The sequence below is a fragment of the Microbacterium sp. NPDC090007 genome (assembly GCF_044748345.1).
In the GTDB taxonomy this organism is placed as follows: domain Bacteria; phylum Actinomycetota; class Actinomycetes; order Actinomycetales; family Microbacteriaceae; genus Microbacterium.
Map to the genome: position 1 here is coordinate 1,610,492 of NZ_JBIVFV010000001.1, position 17,300 is coordinate 1,627,791.

Consider the following 17,300-nt stretch of genomic DNA (forward strand, 5'->3'; position numbering starts at 1 on the left):
CGACGGGCCCGCCGGGCTGCCACCGCCGTCCTGAACGCGCCCCGTGAGAGGCGAGCCCGCGGGGGACCACAGGTCACCCCCTCTCTAGACTGGTCGACATGTCCTCTCTCGCGTTCACCAAGGGTCACGGCACCGGCAACGACTTCGTGGTCGTGTCCGATCCCGAGGGCGACCTCGACCTCTCGGAAGCCCAGATCGCGGCCCTGTGCGACCGCCACTTCGGTATCGGCGCGGACGGCCTGCTGCGCGTGGTGCGCTCGGCGGCGATCGACGAGGGCGCCCAGGCCGCGGCATCCGGCGCGGAGTGGTTCATGGACTACCGCAACGCCGACGGGTCCACAGCCGAGATGTGCGGAAACGGAACGCGCGTGTTCGCCCGGTACCTCACCGACACCGGCCTCGCCTCGATCGAGGGGGGACTGCGCATCGGCACCCGCGCGGGGATCAAGACACTCACCCGCAGCGATCGCGGGTTCGAGGTCGACCTGGGGGCCTTCACGGTGGATGCCGCCGAGGCCCTGGTGCGCGCCAAGGGTCTGAGCGTCGCGCGTCCCGGTGTCCGCATCGACGTCGGCAACCCGCACGTGGTCGTGGCCCTGTCGTCCGAGGCGGAGCTGGAGGGCCTCGACCTGAGCTACCAGCCGGTACTCGATCCCGCCCCGCGGCACGGTGCCAACGTCGAGTTCGTCGTCCCGGCCGACCCCCTGGTGCGCGACGGGGTGGGAGCGATCCGCATGCGCGTCTTCGAGCGCGGCGTCGGCGAGACGCTCAGCTGCGGCACGGGGGTCGCGGCCGCGGCGCTCGCGGTGCGGCATTGGGCCGGTGCGGCGGCGCCCGACGCGTGGATCGTCGACACCCCGGGGGGAACGCTGGGCGTCCGGGTGGCCGAGGGGCGCGTGTACCTGTCGGGTCCGGCATCCCTCGTCTTCACCGGCGAGGTCGCGCTGGCCTGAGGCCTGCGGTCAGGACACGACGTCGATGAGTTCGCTCGGCGGCGATCCATGCCGTCGCACGCGCAGGACGCGAAAGCCGCGACCCGTCGCTGCGCGCTGCACGCTGTAACCGTCCGCGAAGGTCGCGCCGAGCCACCGCTGCAGCGAATCGGAGCCGAGGTTGCGCTGCACCACGAACCACCCGTCGGACCGTTCCGACAGGCGCGGGATCCAGTGCTGCAGCATCCCGTGCAGTTCGTTCTTGCCGACGCGGATGGGCGGATTCGAGCGGATCGTGCGGAACGACACGTCGTCGGGAACATCCTCGGGGCGAACGGCGTTGACATTGGTGAGGCCGAGGGACTCGGCGTTTCGCCGCACGAGGTCGAGGGCGCGCTCGTTCACGTCGACCGCCCACACGGTCGCGTGCGGTGACGACAGCGCGAGTGACAACGAGATCGGTCCCCATCCGCACCCCAGGTCGAGGAAATCCCCGCCGGCGGGCGCGGGCGGGGTGTTGGCGAGCAGCACCGAGGTGCCGGCATCCACGTGATCGGGACTGAAGACGCCCCCCGCCGTGACGACCTCGAGTTCACGACCGGCGAGCGTCACGCGGATGCGGCGGAGCTGCTCGGGACTCGACGGCGACGCGCTGAAATAGTGCTCGCTCCCCATGACCTCAGGATAACGGACGGCCGCCCTCCCCACCGGGACGGATAAAGTGCCAGAACACGCGGGAACGCTCGCGACGGAAGGAACCCATGACCGAACAGACCACACCCCCGAGCATCGACGAGGCCACCGTGGATCCGGTGGATCGCGTGCTCTCGCGCGCCGACGCGCACCGCGGGGTACGGGTCTTCGGTGCGGCGCAGGCACTGCAGGACGCCACGACCGCGTACGGCGGGGATGCCGACGGCGACCAGTGGGACCGTGAGGAGCGAGCGGCCCTCCGTCGCGTCGCGGGACTGTCGACCGAGCTCGAAGACGTCACCGAGGTCGAGTATCGCCAGCTCCGCCTCGAGAACGTGGTGCTCGTCGGCGTGCACCCCCAGGGTGAGCAGACGGATGCCGAGAACTCGTTGCGCGAGCTCTCGGCCCTGGCCGAGACAGCCGGTGCGGTCGTGCTCGACGGGGTGCTGCAGCGTCGGCCGCACCCGGACCCGGCGACCTACGTCGGACGGGGAAAGGCCGCGGAGCTGCGCGACATCGTCGCCGCGGTCGGCGCCGACACCGTGATCGCCGACACCGAACTCGCGCCCAGCCAGCGGCGCGCGCTCGAGGACGTCGTTAAGGTCAAGGTGATCGATCGCACCACCGTGATCCTCGACATCTTCAGCCAGCACGCCAAGAGCCGCGAGGGTAAGGCCCAGGTCGAGCTCGCCCAGCTCGAATACCTGCTTCCGCGCCTGCGCGGATGGGGTGACTCGATGTCGCGCCAGGCCGGTGGGCAGGTCGGCGCGGGAGGCGCCGGTATGGGTTCGCGTGGCCCCGGTGAGACGAAGATCGAGCTCGACCGTCGTCGTATCCGCACCAAGATGGCTCTGCTGCGCAAGCAGTTGCGCGACTTCGCCCCGGCGCGCGAGGCCAAGCGCGCCGAGCGCAAGCGGCACACGATCCCCTCGGTCGCGATCGCCGGGTACACCAACGCCGGCAAGTCGAGCCTGCTGAACCGGCTCACCAGCGCGGGGGTGCTGGTCGAGAACGCGCTGTTCGCGACCCTGGATGCCACGGTCCGCCGCTCCGAGACGAGCGACGGTCGCGTGTACACGCTCACCGACACGGTCGGGTTCGTGCGCAACCTCCCGCACCAGCTGGTCGAGGCGTTCCGTTCGACGCTCGAAGAGGTCGGCGACGCCGACGTCATCCTGCACGTCGTCGACGCCTCGCACCCCGATCCCGCCGCGCAGCTGATGACGGTGCGCGACGTCATGGGCGACGTGAACGCGGACTTCGGACACGAGATCGTCGTGTTCAACAAGGCCGACCTGGTGAGCGAGGACGACCGTCTGGTGCTGCGCGGATTGGCGCCGCACGCGAGGTTCGTGTCGTCGCGCACGGGCGAGGGGATCGACGAACTGCGTTCGGCCATCGAGGACGCCCTGCCGCTCCCCGCCGTCGAGGTCCGGGCGGTCGTGCCCTACGATCGGGGCGACCTGGTGTCGGCGGTGCACGAGAGCGGACTGATCGTCGCGCAGGAGCACCGCGAGAGCGGGACGTTCCTGCACGCCCACGTGGGCGCGCGCCTCGCGGCCGAGCTGGAACCCTACGCGGCCTGAGCCGCCCTCCACCGGCCACGGCCCCGTCGACGTCACGTCGGCGGGGCCGCCGTCGTCAGGGCGCCGTGGGGCTCTGGTCCAGGGTGAGGGGTGGGACGCCGGGGGTGTCGAAGCCGAACACCGCGCCGAGGAACCCGAGCTCGCGCTGCAGGGAGTCGATCACCGTCTCGGAGCGACGGAACCCGTGCCCCTCGCCCTCGTAGAGGACGTAGGAGTGGGGGATGCGGTGTGCCACGAGCGCGTCGCGGATGGCCTCGGCCTGAGACGGCGGGACCACCCGGTCCTCGGAGCCCTGCAGGATGAGCAGCGGCACCCGGAAACGTTCGGGGTGGCTCAGGGGGGAGCGCTCGAGGTAGACGTCTTCGGCCTCGGGCAGCGGTCCGATGAGCCCGTCGAGGTAGCGCGCCTCGAAGTCGTGCGTGTCGTCGGCCAGTGCACGGGCGTCGCCGACGCCGTATCGCGAGATCCCCGCCCCGAAGACGTCGGTGGTGGTCACCGCTGCGAGCACCGTCCACCCTCCGGCGGACCCGCCCGCGATGGCGATGCGGTCGGCGTCGGCGAGTCCCGCGTCGGCGAGGGCGGATGCCGCGGCCGCGACGTCGTCGACGTCGACCACGCCCCACTGGCCCGCAAGCCGGTCGCGATAGGCGCGGCCGTAGCCGGTCGACCCGCCGTAGTTGACGTCGAGGACGCCGATGCCCCGGCTGGTGAAGAACGCCGTCTTGGCGGAGGGCGCGGGACCGACGTGCGAGGTCGGCCCGCCGTGCACCATCACCACGTACGGCGGCCGCTCGCCGTCGGGGGCGACGGCGTCGGGGTGCGTGGGCGGATAGGCGAACGCGTGCACCGGGCCGTGCGGTCCGGCGGTCTCGAGGGCCAGGGCCGTCGGCATCCATTCGGGGGACCAGGAGCCGGCGCCGCCGGTGACGAGGTCGACGTCGCCCGAGTCGAGGTCGACGAGCCAGAGGCCCGCGCGGCCGTGGGCGTCCGCCCCCGAGACCAGGGCGCGCGTGCCCTGGACGTCGTCGATCGACGAGGTGGCGACCGAGGGGACGTCGAGGGGGCGCACGCCCGACGGCGAGATCTCGACGATCTCGTCCGCCCCCTGCGTGCGGACGGCGATCACACGTCCGTCGTCGGTGGCGCCGAACCAGCGGGTGCCGAGCACCCACAGGCCCCCACCCGTGTCGGCGTCGGCCGGTGCGAGCGGCTGCGCGTCGCCGGCGAGGGGGTGGCGGAACAGATTCCACCGGCCGTCCGGATCGTCGGCGTAGAGCAGCTCGTCGTCGGCGATCCACACCGGTTGCAGGGGGGCGCGACGCGGACCCCCGGCCACCTGGTGTACCTCACCGGTCTCGAGATCCCGGACGCGGACCGCGGTGCGGTCCCACGGCATGGCGGGATGGTCCCACGCCACCCAGGCGAGATGCCGGCCGTCGGGGGACAGAGCGGGCTGCGCGAGGAAGTCGCTGCCGTCGGCGAGGGCCTCGACCGTCTGCGACCCGTCGGTCGCGATGCGCACGACCGCCCGAGCCGGCACGCGTGCGGAGCCGTGCGTCTCGCGGATCGCGAGAAGCGCCCCGCGATCGATTCGCAGGCCGCCGTGGCGCACCGCGTCGTCGGCGCCGGTGAGGGGGCGCGGCTGCCCGCCGGGGGTCAGCGCGTAGACGCGCTGGTCGCTCTTCTCGACGAAGTAGAGCTCGCCGTCGGGCGATGCCGCCCACGCGCCACCGCCGTACTCGTGCACGGCGGAGCGCGCGTTGAAGGGGGCGGGCAGAACGGTCTCGACCGCACCGTCGGCGCGGCGACGCCGGACCGCGACCCGGCCGGCCTCGGCCGGGGCGGATTCGCCCCACCACACCTCGCCGCCCACCAGCAGAGCCCCGTCGATGCGCGGCGAGGACGCGGCCACGGCCTCGGCCGTGAGCGGGGAGGGCCAGGATCCGTACGGGAGCGTGAGAGCCATGGCATCCACCCTACGCAGGGGGTCCGACAGCGCTGCGGGTGCGGCGCGCTCGACGATCGACCCCCGGGTGTTCTCACGCGTACGCGGCAGCGGATCGCACGGCCGCCGTCGGCCGGGCACGCGTCACCGTTCTCGGAGGAACGCACCCCCGTCGGGTGACCGCCTCACGATGTTCCGAGGTCGGTGCGTCCCTCCGAGAACGGGGCGAGGCGCCCCGCGCCCGCGCTGCGCGCGTCAGACGGTGCGCAGGACCGCGACGATCCGGCCGAGCACGACCGCCTCGTCGCCGAGGATGGGCTCGAAGGCGCTGTTGCGGGGCAGGAGCCAGGTGTGGCCGTCGCGACGGCGGAACGTCTTGACCGTGGCCTCGCCGTCCAGCATCGCCGCGACGATCTCGCCGTTCTCGGCCGTCGCCTGCGATCGGACGACGACCCAGTCGCCGTCGCAGATGGCCGCATCGATCATGGAGTCGCCCGACACCTTGAGCATGAACAACTCGCCCTTGCCCACGAGCTGGCGCGGGAGGGGGAAAATCTCTTCGACCTGCTGGTCGGCGGTGATGGGCACGCCCGCGGCGATGCGCCCGACGAGGGGGACCAGGGCGGCGTCGCCCAGAGCGGGCGCCGTGTCGGCGGGGTTCTCGGCGGCGGCGCCGGGGAGGTCGATCAGCACCTCCATCGCGCGGGTCTTGCCCGGGTCGCGCCGCAGATACCCGCTGAGCTCGAGCTGGTTGAGCTGATGGGTCACGCTCGACAGCGACTTCAGCCCGACGGCGTCTCCGATCTCGCGCATGCTCGGCGGGTAGCCGTGCCGGGCGATCGAGCGCTGGATGACTTCGAGGATCGCGAGCTGCTTGTCGCTGAGGTTCTTGCGCCGACGGGTCTGCGGTCGTTCGCGGCCGGCGGTCGTCGCGTCGGTCATCTGGGCTCCCCTCGCGCCGCGCACATCGCAGCGGATCTTCGAATGTCGGAGGTTGGTGATGCGGTCTCCGTGTCGAAACCGTATCCGGTGATCGGTACGACACGCACGGATCTCCGCGCGTGTCGCGTTCGATTCACGTCCGACGGATGGGTTGTTGACACCACCGCACTATCGAATATAGGTTCGGAATACAGATTCGCACCCCGTCCTCCCGGCCGAGGGTGGGGTGCGAATCTCTCCCCGTCAAGGAGCACACCATGAGCAGCATCGCCCTCACCGTCCCGACCACTCGCCTGCGCATCACCGCCCGCGGGCGTCGCGTCGTGGCGTTCCTGGTCGCCTTCCCCGTGGCCGCCGCGATCGGCATCGCCGCCGTGGGCGGCGGCTCTGCTCTCGCCTCCGGCGAGGTCGGTGCGCCCGCCGGGTCGTTCGCCGAGATCACGGTGATGAACGGCGAAACCCTCTGGTCGATCGCGCAAGAACTCGCACCCGGGGACGACCCCCGAGACGTCGTCGCCGAGATCACCCGTCTGAACGCCCTCTCGGGCGGGTCGGTCGCGGCCGGCCAGCGCATCGCCATTCCGGCTGAATACGCCCCCGGCAGCTGAGGATCCCCCCGTCGGGCGGATTTCACCGGGCACGCTGACGCGCGCGTCGACGCCTACGATGGGTGGGGTGACCGTACGCCTCGACGACCTTCCTCTTCGCGATGATCTGCGGGGGATGACTCCCTACGGAGCCCCGCAGGCGGCCCTCCCCGTGGCCCTGAACGTCAACGAGAACACGCATCCGGTCCCCGCCGAGGTCGCGGACGACATCCTCGACGCCGTCGCCCGGGCGCTGCGCGATGTGAACCGTTACCCCGATCGTGAGTTCACTCCGCTGCGCGAGGCTTTCGCGACCTATCTCGGTCACGGTCTCTCTCCCGACCAGATCTGGGCGGCGAACGGTTCCAACGAGGTGCTGCAGCACATCCTGCAGGCCTTCGGCGGTCCGGGCCGCACTGCGATGGGGTTCGCTCCCACGTACTCGATGTACCCCATCCTGACGCGCGCGACCGGCGCCCGTTGGATCGCGGGGGAGCGGGAACACGATTTCACCCTGAGCGCCGCCTCCGCCGCCGCGCAGGTGCGCGAGCAGCGACCCGACATCGTCTTCCTCTGCGCGCCGAACAATCCCACCGGTACCCCGCTGCGTCTCGATGTGATCGAAGCGGTCTACCACGCGACCGACGGTGTCGTGATCGTGGACGAGGCCTACGAGGAGTTCGCGCCGCGCGACGAGCCCTCGGCCCTGTCGCTCCTGCCCGGCCGGGAGCGGTTGGTCGTGTCGCGCACCATGAGCAAGGCGTTCGCGTTCGCCGGCGCGCGCGTGGGCTACCTCGCCGCCGACCCCGCCTTCGTCGACGCCCTGCGCCTTGTACGACTGCCCTACCACCTGAGTGCCCTCACCCAGGCCGCGGCCACCGCGGCGCTCGGACACGCCGACACGATGCTCGGCATGGTGGACGAGATCGTCGCGCAACGCGACCGCATCTCGGCGACGGTGGCGGCTCTCGGCTACACCGCCCACGAGTCCTGGACCAACTTCGTGCTCTTCGGGGGCGTGGACGACCCGTCCGCGACCTGGAAGGCCCTGTACGACCGCGGCGTCCTCATCCGCGACGTCGGCATCCCGCACCACCTGCGCGTGTCGGCGGGGACGGCCGACGAGACCACCGCATTCCTGGACGCCCTCGCCTCGATTGGATCCCGCGCATGACCGGCCCCACCGCCTCCCGCACCGCCTCGATCATCCGCGAGACGAGCGAATCGCGCGTCGAACTCGAACTCGACCTCGACGGGCGGGGCGCGAGCGACATCTCGACGAGTGTGCCGTTCTTCGACCACATGCTGACAGCCTTCGCGAAGCACTCCCTGACCGACCTGCGCGTGCGCGCCACGGGCGACACGCACATCGACGCGCACCACACGGTCGAAGACACCTCGATCGTGCTCGGCCAGGCGATCCGCCAGGCGCTCGGCGACAAGTCCGGCATCGCGCGGTACGGCGACGCGCTGGTGCCCCTCGACGAGGCCCTCGCGCAGGCCGTCGTCGACATCAGCGGTCGGCCGTATCTCGTCCACACGGGCGAGCCGGTCGGATTCGAGCACCACCTGATCGGCGGTCACTTCACCGGCTCCCTCGTCCGCCACTCGTTCGAGGCGATCTCGGTGCACGCGGCTCTCACCGTGCACGTGCGCGTCATCGGAGGCCGCGACCCGCACCACATCGCCGAGGCCGAGTACAAGGCGCTCGCACGGGCCTTCCGGCAGGCCAAGGCGCTCGATCCGCTGGTCGACGGCATCCCGAGCACGAAGGGGGCCCTGTGAGCAAGCCCGTCGTCGCGGTCATGGACTACGGCTCGGGGAACGTCCACTCGGCCGTGAAGGCTCTCGTCGAGGCGGGCGCCGACGCGCGCCTGACCTCGGATCGTGCGCTCCTGCTCGACGCCGACGGGCTCCTGGTGCCGGGTGTGGGGGCCTTCAGCGCGGTCATGGGGGCGCTCACCTCGAGCCGGGGCGGCGAGATCGTCGATCGCCGGCTCGCGGGCGGTCGTCCCGTCCTGGGGATCTGTGTCGGCATGCAGGTCATGTTCGAGCGCGGCATCGAACGCGGCACCGACACGCCCGGACTGGGGGAGTGGCCCGGAACCGTCGGCGAGCTGCAGGCACCGGTGCTGCCGCACATGGGATGGAACACGGTCTCCGTCGGAGAGGGCTCCCGGTTGTTCGAGGGCATCGAAGACGAACGGTTCTACTTCGTGCACTCCTACGCCGCTCAGGAGTGGTCCCTCGAGGTCATGCCGCCGTTCCCGCAGCCGGCGGTCACGTGGTGCACCTACGGCGCGCCGTTCATCGCGGCGGTCGAGAACGGTCCGCTCGCGGCCACGCAGTTCCACCCCGAGAAGTCGGGCGAGGCCGGCATCCGTCTGCTGTCCAATTGGATCGACGGGCTGCGCACGACTACTGTGTGACCTCGTGCCCGGGCTCGGCGAGATGCGCCGAGGGGTGCGAGGAGCCATGAACGATTTCGCGTCCACGCCCGAACTTGTCCTGCTTCCCGCGGTCGACGTCGCCGACGGCAAGGCCGTCCGTCTGACCCAGGGCGAGGCCGGCACCGAGACCAGTTACGGCGATCCGGTCGATGCCGCCGCGGACTTCGCCCGCCAGGGCGCGCAGTGGATCCACCTGGTGGACCTCGATGCCGCCTTCGGTCGCGGCAGCAATGCGGGGGTCATGCGCAAGGTCATCAAGCAGGTCAAGGGTGTGCAGGTCGAGCTGTCCGGCGGCATCCGGGACGACCGCTCGCTCGAGGCCGCGCTCGAGAGCGGTGCGAGCCGGATCAACCTCGGCACCGCCGCGCTCGAGAACCCCGAGTGGGCCGCCGACGTGATCAACCGCTACGGCGAGGCCATCGCCGTCGGGCTCGACGTGCGCGGCACGACCCTCGCGGCGCGCGGCTGGACCCGCGATGGCGGCGACCTGTGGACGGTGCTGGAGCGCCTCGAAGACGCGGGGTGCAGCCGGTACGTCGTCACCGACGTCACCAAGGACGGGACGCTGCGCGGACCGAACATCGAGCTCCTGCGCGAGATGGCGCAGCGCACGCCGAAGCCGATCGTGGCCTCCGGCGGGGTGTCGAGCCTCGACGACATCGCCGCGCTGCGCGATCTGGTGCCGCTGGGTGTCGAGGGCGCCATCGTGGGCAAGGCCCTGTACGCGGGGCAGTTCACGCTCGCTGAGGCGCTGGATGTCGCCGGACACTGACGGCGACCCGCGCGGGGCGGACGGCGCGGGGCACGACGCTCCGCGTCCGGGCGCGGATTCGGCCGGCGTGCCCTGGGAGGGGCGCCGCTTCGACTCCAATCCGCACTCCGGAGACGACGGTTCGGCCGACCCGGCGTTGCTGGCCGCTCTCGTGGCGTTCCGGACGGGGGAGTCCGACGCGCGCGCGGTGATCGACGCCTACCGCGATGCGCGCCTGCTGATCCCCCTCGTCGCCGAGAAGGGCGACCACGGCGTCGGCGCGCACGGCCTCGAGGTCGACAAGACGCAGGAGCTCTCGATCGTCACGGTGGCCGCGCCCGACGGCCGCAAGGTGCTGCCCGTCTTCACCTCGGTCACGGCGATGCAGGCCTGGGATGCCGCGGCGCGACCGGTTCCGGCCGACGGCCGGCGCACCGCCCTCGCGGCCGCCTCCGAGGATACTGAGCTCATCGTCGTGGATCCGGCGTCCGAGACCGAGTTCGTCATCCGTCGCCCGGCCGTCTGGGCGATCGCGCAGGGCGAGGCGTGGGAGCCCGCTCACACCTCACCGACGGTCTTCACGGGGCTCCAGCAGAGCATCTCGGGCGAGCTGGCGGTGCTCGATCTCGCCGTCGAGGCCGGCGACCCGAGTGGTCGCCTGCGCGGACCCGAGCTGATCGTGCACCTGCAGCTCATGTCGGGTCTGGAGCAGGACGAGTTGGATGCCGTGCTCGCCCGCATCGCGCGCCGCTGGGCCGCCGACGACCGCATCGCCGTCCTCGTCGACTCGCTGACGGTCAAGCTCCACCGCAGCTCCGACGCCTGACCGCCGCCCGTTCGAGGTCATCAGAACAGGGGATGCCACGACAACAGGCCGATTCCCTCTCAACCGTCCTGTTCTCGTGGCATCGCCTGTTCTCACGACAGGTGCCCGCGGGCGCCGCGGGGGAGCTGTGCTGCGGTACAGCACGAGGGGACGCCCCCGTCCTGAGGCGACCGGGAGGGCCCCCGCCCTCGCCTGAGGACGGGGGCGTCACCGAGCCCGGTACCCCCGGAACGAACGACTTACGTGACGGGACCCGTCCACTTCTCGCCCGGCCCCTTGCCGATCGGATCGGGGATGACGGACGCCTCGCGGAACGCGAGCTGCAGGGAGCGCAGCCCGTCGCGCAGCGATCGCGCGTGCATGTCGCTGATCTCGGGGGCCCCGGCGGTGATCAGACCCGCGAGGGAGTTGATGAGTTTGCGGGCCTCGTCGAGATCGAGCTGCTCAGCGGGATTGTCGGCGAGCCCCGTCTTGACGGCCGCGGCGCTCATGAGGTGCACGGCCGCCGTGGTGATGACCTCGACGGCGGGGACGTCGGCGATGTCGCGGGTGGCGGAGGCGGATGCGCGCTCCTGCTCCTCCCAGCGGGCGAGGCGCTCGTCCTCTGTTCCGTGACGGTGGTCGCCCCGGTCGTCGGCGGGCTGGTCGGAGGGAATCGTGTCCACGTGGATCTCTCTGCTAGACTATGGCGGGCTTCGGAGTGTTTCACTCCGTACGAAAGAGGATCACATCCCACCCGCGCTTGCCGCTCCAGGCTACCGGGTTCCCGCACTCCGCTCCGTTCCCACGGAGTCGCCAGGGTGCAGAAGCCGGTGCTGGCAGCACCGTGCCGGGTGGCGTGTGTACTCCTCTTCGCCCGTGGTCCGATCGGATCGCGGCGGCCACCACCCGCACACAAGAGGAGTTCCGCATCAGCGATCCCCGCACCAACGAGCGCATCCGAGTCCCGGAGGTCCGTCTCGTCGGACCCAACGGCGAGCAGGTCGGCATCGTCCGAATCGAAGCTGCGCTGCGCCTGGCCCAGGAAGCGGACCTCGACCTGGTCGAGGTTGCGCCGAGCTCGAAGCCGCCCGTGGTCAAGATCATGGATTACGGCAAGTTCAAGTACGAGGCCGCTCAGAAGGCCAAAGAGACGCGTCGTAACCAGGCGAACACCGTCCTCAAAGAGGTCCGTTTCCGCCTGAAGATCGAGGCCCACGACTACATCACCAAGCTCAAGCGCGCCGAGGGATTCCTGCAGGCGGGCGACAAGGTGAAGGCCATGATCCTGTTCCGCGGTCGTGAGCAGTCGCGTCCGGAGCAGGGTGTGCGCCTGCTCCGCAAGTTCGCCGAAGACGTCGCCGAGTTCGGAACCGTCGAGTCGAACCCCACGATCGACGGTCGCAACATGGTGATGGTGGTCGCTCCTCACAAGAACAAGTCCGAGGTCAAGACCGAGCAGAACGCGCAGCGCGCGGCGAACCGCGAGGCGGCGCGCAGCGCAGCCCGCGGCGACTCGGCTTCGGAAGAAACGCCCACCTCGGCCCCCGCCGAGTAAAGCTCCCCGACTCCCGCTTCGCCGGGAACACCAACGAAGGAAGACAGATGCCGAAGCAGAAGACCCACTCGGGTGCCAAGAAGCGCTTCAAGCTCACCGGTAGCGGCAAGCTCATGAAGCAGCAGGCCGGTATGCGCCACAACCTCGAAGGCAAGGCCTCGAAGCGCACCCGTCGCCTGAACCAGGAGCAGGTCCTGGCCAAGGGTGACTCGAAGGTCGCCAAGAAGCTCCTCGGTCTCTGAGCGCCGACGCACGTTAGGAAGAAACAGAAATGGCTAGAGTCAAGCGGGCCGTAAACGCCCACAAGAAGCGTCGCGTCATCCTCGAGCGCGCCTCCGGTTACCGCGGACAGCGTTCGCGCCTGTACCGCAAGGCCAAGGAGCAGGTCACCCACTCCCTGGTCTACGCGTACCGCGACCGTCGCAAGCGCAAGGGCGACTTCCGTCGTCTGTGGATCCAGCGCATCAATGCCGCGTCCCGTCAGAACGGTCTCACGTACAACCGCTTCATCCAGGGCCTCGGCCTCGCGGGTGTGCAGGTCGACCGTCGCATGCTCGCCGAGCTCGCGGTGAACGAGCCCGCCGTGTTCGCCTCGCTCGTGCAGACCGCGAAGGCGGCCCTGCCCAGCGACGTCAACGCCGCGAAGACCGCGTAAGCGTCGTCTCTCCCCGGAACGGGCGTCCTCTTCGGAGGGCGCCCGTTCCGTCGTTCCCGCGCGGCATCCGGGGGTCATGCCGTCGGCGCCATACACTCGTAGCGTGCTGGAGAACCCCCGTTCGCCGCGGGTACGCGCCGTGGCCAAGCTCGGCAGGCGCGCCGCCCGGCAGGAGACCGGCCTGTTCCTGCTCGAGGGGCCGCAGGCCGCGCGCGAGGCCCTCGCCTGGGCGCCCGAGACCGTGCTCGAGGTGTACGCCACGCCGACGGCGATGGACAAGCACACCGACGTGCGCGACGCCGTCGAGCGGGCGGGTGTCGACCTGCAGTACACGACCGAAGCGGTTCTGGATGCCATGGCCGACACCGTGACGCCGCAGGGCATCGTCGCGGTGGCGCGGCAGGCGCCGACGGCGCTGAAGGACATCCTCGCCGAGCGGCCGCGGCTCATCGCGATCTGCGAAGAGGTGCGCGATCCCGGCAATCTGGGCACGATCATCCGCGCCGCCGACGCCGCGGGCGCCGACGCCGTGATCCTGACGGGTCGCACGGTCGACCCCTACAATCCCAAGGTCGTGCGTTCGTCGACGGGATCGCTGTTCCACGTGCCCGTGGCCGTCGACCTCGAACTCGCCGACGTGGTCGAGCGGGTGCACGAGGCGGGGCTGCGCGTGGTCGCCGCCGATGTGGACGGCGGGGACTTCCTCGCATCCCGTGAGCTTCTTTCGCAGCCCACGGCGTGGCTGTTCGGCAACGAGGCGCGGGGTCTCGACGAGGTGGCACTGGCGCACGCGGACCTCGCCCTGCGTCTGCCGATCTACGGTCGTGCCGAGTCGCTGAACCTCGCCACGGCGGCGAGCGTGTGCCTGTACGAGACGGCCTTCGCGCAACGCGCCGACGGAGGGTCGCTGTTACAGAACGGTTAAGGCGCGCGCGGGAATGTGGTCGGGCGCCGGTCGCCCTCATAGGGTGAAGGCATGGCATCCGTTCCCCCGACGCGCACCGAGCCCCTGGTCGTCGTCTCCGACGTGCAGAAGCACTACGGACAATTCCAGGCGTTGAAAGACATCGACCTCACCGTCGACCGCGGCGAGGTGGTCGTGGTCATCGGCCCCTCGGGGTCGGGCAAGTCGACGCTGTGCCGCACGATCAACCGCCTCGAGACCATCACGAGCGGTTCGATCACCATCGACGGCAAAGAGCTCCCCAAAGAGGGGAAGGGTCTGGCCGAGCTGCGCGCCGACGTCGGCATGGTCTTCCAGTCGTTCAACCTGTTCGCGCACCTGACGATCCTCGAGAACGTCACGCTCGGCCCCCTCAAGGTCCGCAAGATGAAGAAGGCGGATGCCGAGAAAGAGGCCCGTGCGCTCCTGGAGCGCGTGGGGGTCGGCCACCAGGCCGACAAGCTCCCTGCCCAGCTCTCGGGTGGTCAGCAGCAACGCGTCGCGATCGCGCGTGCCCTGGCGATGAAGCCCAAGGTCATGCTGTTCGACGAGCCGACCTCGGCGCTGGACCCCGAGATGATCAACGAGGTGCTCGACGTCATGGTCGGTCTCGCCAAGGACGGGATGACGATGATCGTCGTCACGCACGAGATGGGCTTCGCGCGAAAGGCCGCGAACCGGGTGGTGTTCATGGCCGACGGGCAGATCGTCGAGCAGGCGGCCCCCGAGCAGTTCTTCACCCGCCCCGAATCCGACCGCGCGAAGGACTTCCTCTCGAAGCTCATCACGCACTGACCTGCCCCGACGGCGTCGAACGAGGAGGTTCCCCGCCGACCGCTCATCAACCGTTCCCCGGTCGATCCCGCGCGCCGTCCCCGACGACTCATCCATCCGCACAGCACACGTAACCAAGGAGACATCACATGCGCAAGACTCGTTTTCTCGCCGGCGCGGGCATCATCGCCGCCGGCCTGCTGGCTCTGACGGCCTGCAACAGCGGCACCCCCGGTGCGGCTCCCGGCGCCGAGGGCGGCGCCGACACCACCCAGCTCTGGGAGGTCGCGTCCGACGTCTCGCTCGACGGCAGCCCGACCTACGAGCGCATGGTCTCGGCCGACAAGGTCGTCGTCGGCGTCAAGGAGGACCAGCCCGGCCTCGGCTTCAAGGACCCCGTGAGCAACGAGCGCGGCGGCTTCGACGTCGAGATCGCCCAGTGGATCGCGGCCTCCCTCGGCTTCGACGCCGACAAGATCGAATACAAGACGATCCCCTCCGCCAACCGCGAGCAGGAACTGGTCAACGGCAACATCGACTACTACGTCGGCACCTACTCGATCAATGACAAGCGCAAGGAGTCGATCGACTTCGCCGGGCCCTACCTGATCACCGGTCAGGGTCTGCTCGTCGCGGCGGACAACTCCGACATCAACGGCCCCGACGACCTCTCGGGCAAGATCGTCTGCTCGGTGACCGGCTCGACCCCGCTGCAGCGCATCCGCGACGAGTACAGCCCCGGCGACACCGTCGAGTACGACACCTACACCCAGTGCCTCGAGCAGCTTCGTGCCGGCTCGGTCGACGCCGTCACGACCGACCAGGCGATCCTCGCCGGTTATGTGGCCCAAGAGCCCGACGCCTTCAAGATCGCGGGCGACACCTTCAGCGAGGAGCGCTACGGCGTCGGCCTGCCCAAGGGCGACACCGTCCTGAAGGACCACATCAACACCCTCTTCAACGACGGCGGCGACGTCTGGACGGCGCTGTTCGACAAGAACCTCGCGCCGTCGGGCATCGAGGGCGACCAGCCCACCGCCGACGAGTGAGCATTCCGGGGGCGGCGCTCCCGCGCCGCCCCCGGAATCCCGTCTTCTTGAGATAAAGGACCACGCATGGGTGTCATCACCGACAACCTCGACATCTGGAGCGAAGCGCTCGTCGGCACGCTCGTGCTGTTCTTCGCGGGCGGCGCGCTCGCGCTCGTGCTCGGCATCATCGTCGGCGCGATGCGCGTCTCGCCCATCCCGATCGCGCGCGGCGTCGGTACGTTCTACGTCAGCGCGATCCGTAACACCCCCCTCACCCTGGTGTTCTTCGCCTTCGTGTTCGCTCTGCCCCCGCTGCTGGGTCTCCGGCTGACCGGAGAGGTCTCGCTGACCCTGGGCATCTGCGCCCTCGGCATCTACACGGCCACCTACGTCGCCGAGGCGATCCGCTCGGGTGTCAACACCGTCCCGGTCGGTCAGGCGGAGGCGGCGCGCGCGCTCGGCCTCGGATTCGGGCAGGTGATGACGCTCGTCGTCCTGCCGCAGGCGTTCCGATCCGTCATCCCGCCGATGATGAGCGTCTTCATCGCGCTGCTGAAGAACACGACGGTCGCGGCGGGTTTCTCGATCGTGAACCTCGGTTCGGTCCGCAACTACCTGAGCGAGCGCGGTGAGAACGCGTTCCTCGTCATCCTGTGGGTGATGGTCATCTTCGTCGCGCTGGTGCTCCTGCTGTCGTGGCTTCAGCGAACGCTCGAGAATCGATGGAGGGTCGCCCGATGAGCAGCGTCCTGTACGACGTCCCCGGACCCCGCGCGATCGCCCGAAACCGCATCCTCGGTGTCGTCACGATCCTCGTGGTGCTCGGGATCGTCGGCTTCTTCGTATGGCGACTGGTCGCCACCGGCCAGTTCACCGCGCAGAAGTGGTCGGCTTTCACCTACACGAACGTGTGGGTGCAGATCGGCGAGGCGACTCTGCGCACGATCGCCGCCTTCGTCGTCGCCGCCGTCGGTGCATTGGCGCTCGGCTTCCTCCTCGCGATCGGTCGATTGTCCGACCACGCGTGGGTGCGCTGGCCGTTCACCGCCGTGATCGAGGTCTTCCGCGCGATCCCCGTGCTGGTGTTCATGTTCCTGCTGTACTACGGCTTCCCCGTGATCGGCATCCGCATGGAGCCCTACTGGGCCGTGGTCATCGCCCTGATCTGCTACAACGGATCGGTCCTCGCAGAGGTGATCCGCGCCGGCGTCGAATCGCTCCCGCGCGGACAGAGCGAGGCGGGCTATGCCGTGGGCCTGCGCAAGGCCGGGGTCATGCGCCTCGTGCTGCTGCCGCAGGCGATCCGCGCCATGATGCCCGTGATCATCGCCCAGCTCGTCGTGACGCTGAAGGACACCGCCCTCGGCTTCATCATCACCTACCCCGAGCTGCTGTTCTATGCGAAGTACATCGGCGCGCAGCCGAGCGTCGGTTCGCCGATCATCCCGGCGACCATCGTGGTCGGGGCGATCTACATCGCGTTGTGCCTGCTGCTGTCGTTCGTGGCGAACATGGTCGAGAAGCGGCTGCGCCGTTCGCCCCGCGGCGACGTCGCCGCTCCCGTGCAGCCGCTTGCGCAGGGCGGGACCGACACCTCGCTCATCGTCGCCCAGCGCGGCGGTTCGGGGATCTGACCACGCCGACGGGC

General features: G+C 70.1%; 20 protein-coding genes. 16 read left to right on the forward strand and 4 right to left on the reverse strand.

Annotation, left to right across the window (positions count from 1 at the left end; translation table 11 throughout):
- Positions 1-98 precede the first annotated feature (98 nt).
- A complete protein-coding gene (dapF, locus tag ACIPVB_RS07510; protein ID WP_400367900.1) occupies positions 99-953 on the forward strand; it encodes a diaminopimelate epimerase in 855 nt (284 codons plus the stop codon).
- Between the two features lie 9 nt (positions 954-962).
- On the opposite strand, the gene ACIPVB_RS07515 is transcribed toward dapF, so the two are convergent.
- Positions 963-1,607, reverse strand: coding sequence for a class I SAM-dependent methyltransferase (locus ACIPVB_RS07515; protein WP_400367902.1), 645 nt, complete (start codon positions 1,605-1,607; stop codon positions 963-965).
- 86 nt (positions 1,608-1,693) lie between these two features.
- On the opposite strand from ACIPVB_RS07515, the gene hflX reads away from it, so the two are divergent.
- Complete coding sequence (gene hflX, locus ACIPVB_RS07520; protein WP_400367903.1) at positions 1,694-3,211, forward strand: GTPase HflX; 1,518 nt, start codon at positions 1,694-1,696, stop codon at positions 3,209-3,211.
- Between the two features lie 55 nt (positions 3,212-3,266).
- On the opposite strand, the gene ACIPVB_RS07525 is transcribed toward hflX, so the two are convergent.
- Together ACIPVB_RS07525 and lexA are read right to left on the reverse strand one after the other, a co-directional pair.
- Positions 3,267-5,177 carry a S9 family peptidase gene (locus ACIPVB_RS07525; RefSeq protein WP_400367904.1) on the reverse strand — a complete coding sequence of 637 codons (1,911 nt, stop codon included), beginning with the start codon at positions 5,175-5,177 and terminating at the stop codon, positions 3,267-3,269.
- 234 nt (positions 5,178-5,411) lie between these two features.
- Positions 5,412-6,098, reverse strand: coding sequence for a transcriptional repressor LexA (gene lexA, locus ACIPVB_RS07530; protein ID WP_400367905.1), 687 nt, complete (start codon positions 6,096-6,098; stop codon positions 5,412-5,414).
- Positions 6,099-6,355: 257 nt separating this feature from the next.
- Between lexA and ACIPVB_RS07535 the strand changes: the two genes are divergently transcribed.
- The 6 genes from ACIPVB_RS07535 to ACIPVB_RS07560 are packed head-to-tail and all read left to right on the forward strand — an operon-like array spanning position 6,356 to position 10,712.
- The gene (locus ACIPVB_RS07535; protein WP_400367906.1) at positions 6,356-6,706 is read left to right on the forward strand and encodes a LysM peptidoglycan-binding domain-containing protein; all 351 of its coding nucleotides are present in this window, start codon (positions 6,356-6,358) and stop codon (positions 6,704-6,706) included.
- A 58-nt stretch (positions 6,707-6,764) separates the two neighbouring features.
- Entirely contained in the window at positions 6,765-7,859 is a 1,095-nt protein-coding gene (locus tag ACIPVB_RS07540) for a histidinol-phosphate transaminase (RefSeq protein WP_400367908.1), read from the forward strand.
- Entirely contained in the window at positions 7,856-8,470 is a 615-nt protein-coding gene (gene hisB / locus ACIPVB_RS07545) for an imidazoleglycerol-phosphate dehydratase HisB (RefSeq protein ID WP_400367910.1), read from the forward strand. The genes ACIPVB_RS07540 and hisB overlap by 4 nt, the downstream gene beginning before the upstream one ends.
- A gap of 20 nt (positions 8,471-8,490) precedes the next feature.
- Positions 8,491-9,114 carry an imidazole glycerol phosphate synthase subunit HisH gene (gene hisH / locus ACIPVB_RS07550; protein WP_400368210.1) on the forward strand — a complete coding sequence of 208 codons (624 nt, stop codon included), beginning with the start codon at positions 8,491-8,493 and terminating at the stop codon, positions 9,112-9,114.
- Between the two features lie 46 nt (positions 9,115-9,160).
- A complete protein-coding gene (gene priA, locus ACIPVB_RS07555) occupies positions 9,161-9,907 on the forward strand; it encodes a bifunctional 1-(5-phosphoribosyl)-5-((5-phosphoribosylamino)methylideneamino)imidazole-4-carboxamide isomerase/phosphoribosylanthranilate isomerase PriA (RefSeq protein ID WP_400367911.1) in 747 nt (248 codons plus the stop codon).
- Entirely contained in the window at positions 9,891-10,712 is an 822-nt protein-coding gene (locus tag ACIPVB_RS07560; RefSeq protein WP_400367913.1) for an SseB family protein, read from the forward strand. Before priA ends, ACIPVB_RS07560 begins: the two co-directional genes overlap by 17 nt.
- A 239-nt stretch (positions 10,713-10,951) precedes the next feature.
- Here the strand turns inward: ACIPVB_RS07560 and ACIPVB_RS07565 are convergent, their stop codons facing one another.
- Entirely contained in the window at positions 10,952-11,368 is a 417-nt protein-coding gene (locus ACIPVB_RS07565) for a DUF1844 domain-containing protein (protein ID WP_400368212.1), read from the reverse strand.
- Positions 11,369-11,583: 215 nt separating this feature from the next.
- Between ACIPVB_RS07565 and infC the strand changes: the two genes are divergently transcribed.
- The 8 genes from infC (at position 11,584) to ACIPVB_RS07605 (ending at position 17,286) form a co-directional block, all read left to right on the forward strand.
- Positions 11,584-12,249: a translation initiation factor IF-3 gene (gene infC, locus ACIPVB_RS07570; RefSeq protein ID WP_400368213.1), complete on the forward strand. Its 666-nt coding sequence runs from the start codon at positions 11,584-11,586 to the stop codon at positions 12,247-12,249.
- A 47-nt stretch (positions 12,250-12,296) separates the two neighbouring features.
- Positions 12,297-12,491, forward strand: a complete 195-nt coding sequence (rpmI, locus tag ACIPVB_RS07575) for a 50S ribosomal protein L35 (RefSeq protein WP_013583375.1) — start codon at positions 12,297-12,299, stop codon at positions 12,489-12,491.
- Between the two features lie 29 nt (positions 12,492-12,520).
- A complete protein-coding gene (gene rplT, locus ACIPVB_RS07580; RefSeq protein ID WP_108317752.1) occupies positions 12,521-12,904 on the forward strand; it encodes a 50S ribosomal protein L20 in 384 nt (127 codons plus the stop codon).
- Between the two features lie 103 nt (positions 12,905-13,007).
- Complete coding sequence (locus ACIPVB_RS07585) at positions 13,008-13,829, forward strand: TrmH family RNA methyltransferase (protein ID WP_400367916.1); 822 nt, start codon at positions 13,008-13,010, stop codon at positions 13,827-13,829.
- Between the two features lie 51 nt (positions 13,830-13,880).
- Positions 13,881-14,642, forward strand: a complete 762-nt coding sequence (locus ACIPVB_RS07590) for an amino acid ABC transporter ATP-binding protein (RefSeq protein ID WP_400367918.1) — start codon at positions 13,881-13,883, stop codon at positions 14,640-14,642.
- A gap of 128 nt (positions 14,643-14,770) precedes the next feature.
- Positions 14,771-15,670, forward strand: a complete 900-nt coding sequence (locus tag ACIPVB_RS07595; RefSeq protein WP_400367920.1) for a glutamate ABC transporter substrate-binding protein — start codon at positions 14,771-14,773, stop codon at positions 15,668-15,670.
- Positions 15,671-15,736: 66 nt separating this feature from the next.
- Positions 15,737-16,393, forward strand: a complete 657-nt coding sequence (locus ACIPVB_RS07600; RefSeq protein WP_400367921.1) for an amino acid ABC transporter permease — start codon at positions 15,737-15,739, stop codon at positions 16,391-16,393.
- On the forward strand, positions 16,390-17,286 hold the full coding sequence (locus tag ACIPVB_RS07605) for an amino acid ABC transporter permease (protein WP_400367922.1): 897 nt from the start codon (positions 16,390-16,392) through the stop codon (positions 17,284-17,286). Before ACIPVB_RS07600 ends, ACIPVB_RS07605 begins: the two co-directional genes overlap by 4 nt.
- Positions 17,287-17,300: the final 14 nt, after the last annotated feature.

Bases quoted from the DNA above. Each gene is read 5' to 3' on its own strand.
- dapF (WP_400367900.1), top strand. From the start codon at position 99: ATGTCCTCTCTCGCGTTCACCAAGGGTCACGGCACCGGCAACGACTTC.
- ACIPVB_RS07515 (WP_400367902.1), bottom strand. From the start codon at position 1,607: ATGGGGAGCGAGCACTATTTCAGCGCGTCGCCGTCGAGTCCCGAGCAG.
- hflX (WP_400367903.1), top strand. From the start codon at position 1,694: ATGACCGAACAGACCACACCCCCGAGCATCGACGAGGCCACCGTGGAT.
- ACIPVB_RS07525 (WP_400367904.1), bottom strand. From the start codon at position 5,177: ATGGCTCTCACGCTCCCGTACGGATCCTGGCCCTCCCCGCTCACGGCC.
- lexA (WP_400367905.1), bottom strand. From the start codon at position 6,098: ATGACCGACGCGACGACCGCCGGCCGCGAACGACCGCAGACCCGTCGG.
- ACIPVB_RS07535 (WP_400367906.1), top strand. From the start codon at position 6,356: ATGAGCAGCATCGCCCTCACCGTCCCGACCACTCGCCTGCGCATCACC.
- ACIPVB_RS07540 (WP_400367908.1), top strand. From the start codon at position 6,765: ATGGGTGGGGTGACCGTACGCCTCGACGACCTTCCTCTTCGCGATGAT.
- hisB (WP_400367910.1), top strand. From the start codon at position 7,856: ATGACCGGCCCCACCGCCTCCCGCACCGCCTCGATCATCCGCGAGACG.
- hisH (WP_400368210.1), top strand. From the start codon at position 8,491: ATGGACTACGGCTCGGGGAACGTCCACTCGGCCGTGAAGGCTCTCGTC.
- priA (WP_400367911.1), top strand. From the start codon at position 9,161: ATGAACGATTTCGCGTCCACGCCCGAACTTGTCCTGCTTCCCGCGGTC.
- ACIPVB_RS07560 (WP_400367913.1), top strand. From the start codon at position 9,891: ATGTCGCCGGACACTGACGGCGACCCGCGCGGGGCGGACGGCGCGGGG.
- rpmI (WP_013583375.1), top strand. From the start codon at position 12,297: ATGCCGAAGCAGAAGACCCACTCGGGTGCCAAGAAGCGCTTCAAGCTC.
- rplT (WP_108317752.1), top strand. From the start codon at position 12,521: ATGGCTAGAGTCAAGCGGGCCGTAAACGCCCACAAGAAGCGTCGCGTC.
- ACIPVB_RS07590 (WP_400367918.1), top strand. From the start codon at position 13,881: ATGGCATCCGTTCCCCCGACGCGCACCGAGCCCCTGGTCGTCGTCTCC.
- ACIPVB_RS07595 (WP_400367920.1), top strand. From the start codon at position 14,771: ATGCGCAAGACTCGTTTTCTCGCCGGCGCGGGCATCATCGCCGCCGGC.
- ACIPVB_RS07600 (WP_400367921.1), top strand. From the start codon at position 15,737: ATGGGTGTCATCACCGACAACCTCGACATCTGGAGCGAAGCGCTCGTC.
- ACIPVB_RS07605 (WP_400367922.1), top strand. From the start codon at position 16,390: ATGAGCAGCGTCCTGTACGACGTCCCCGGACCCCGCGCGATCGCCCGA.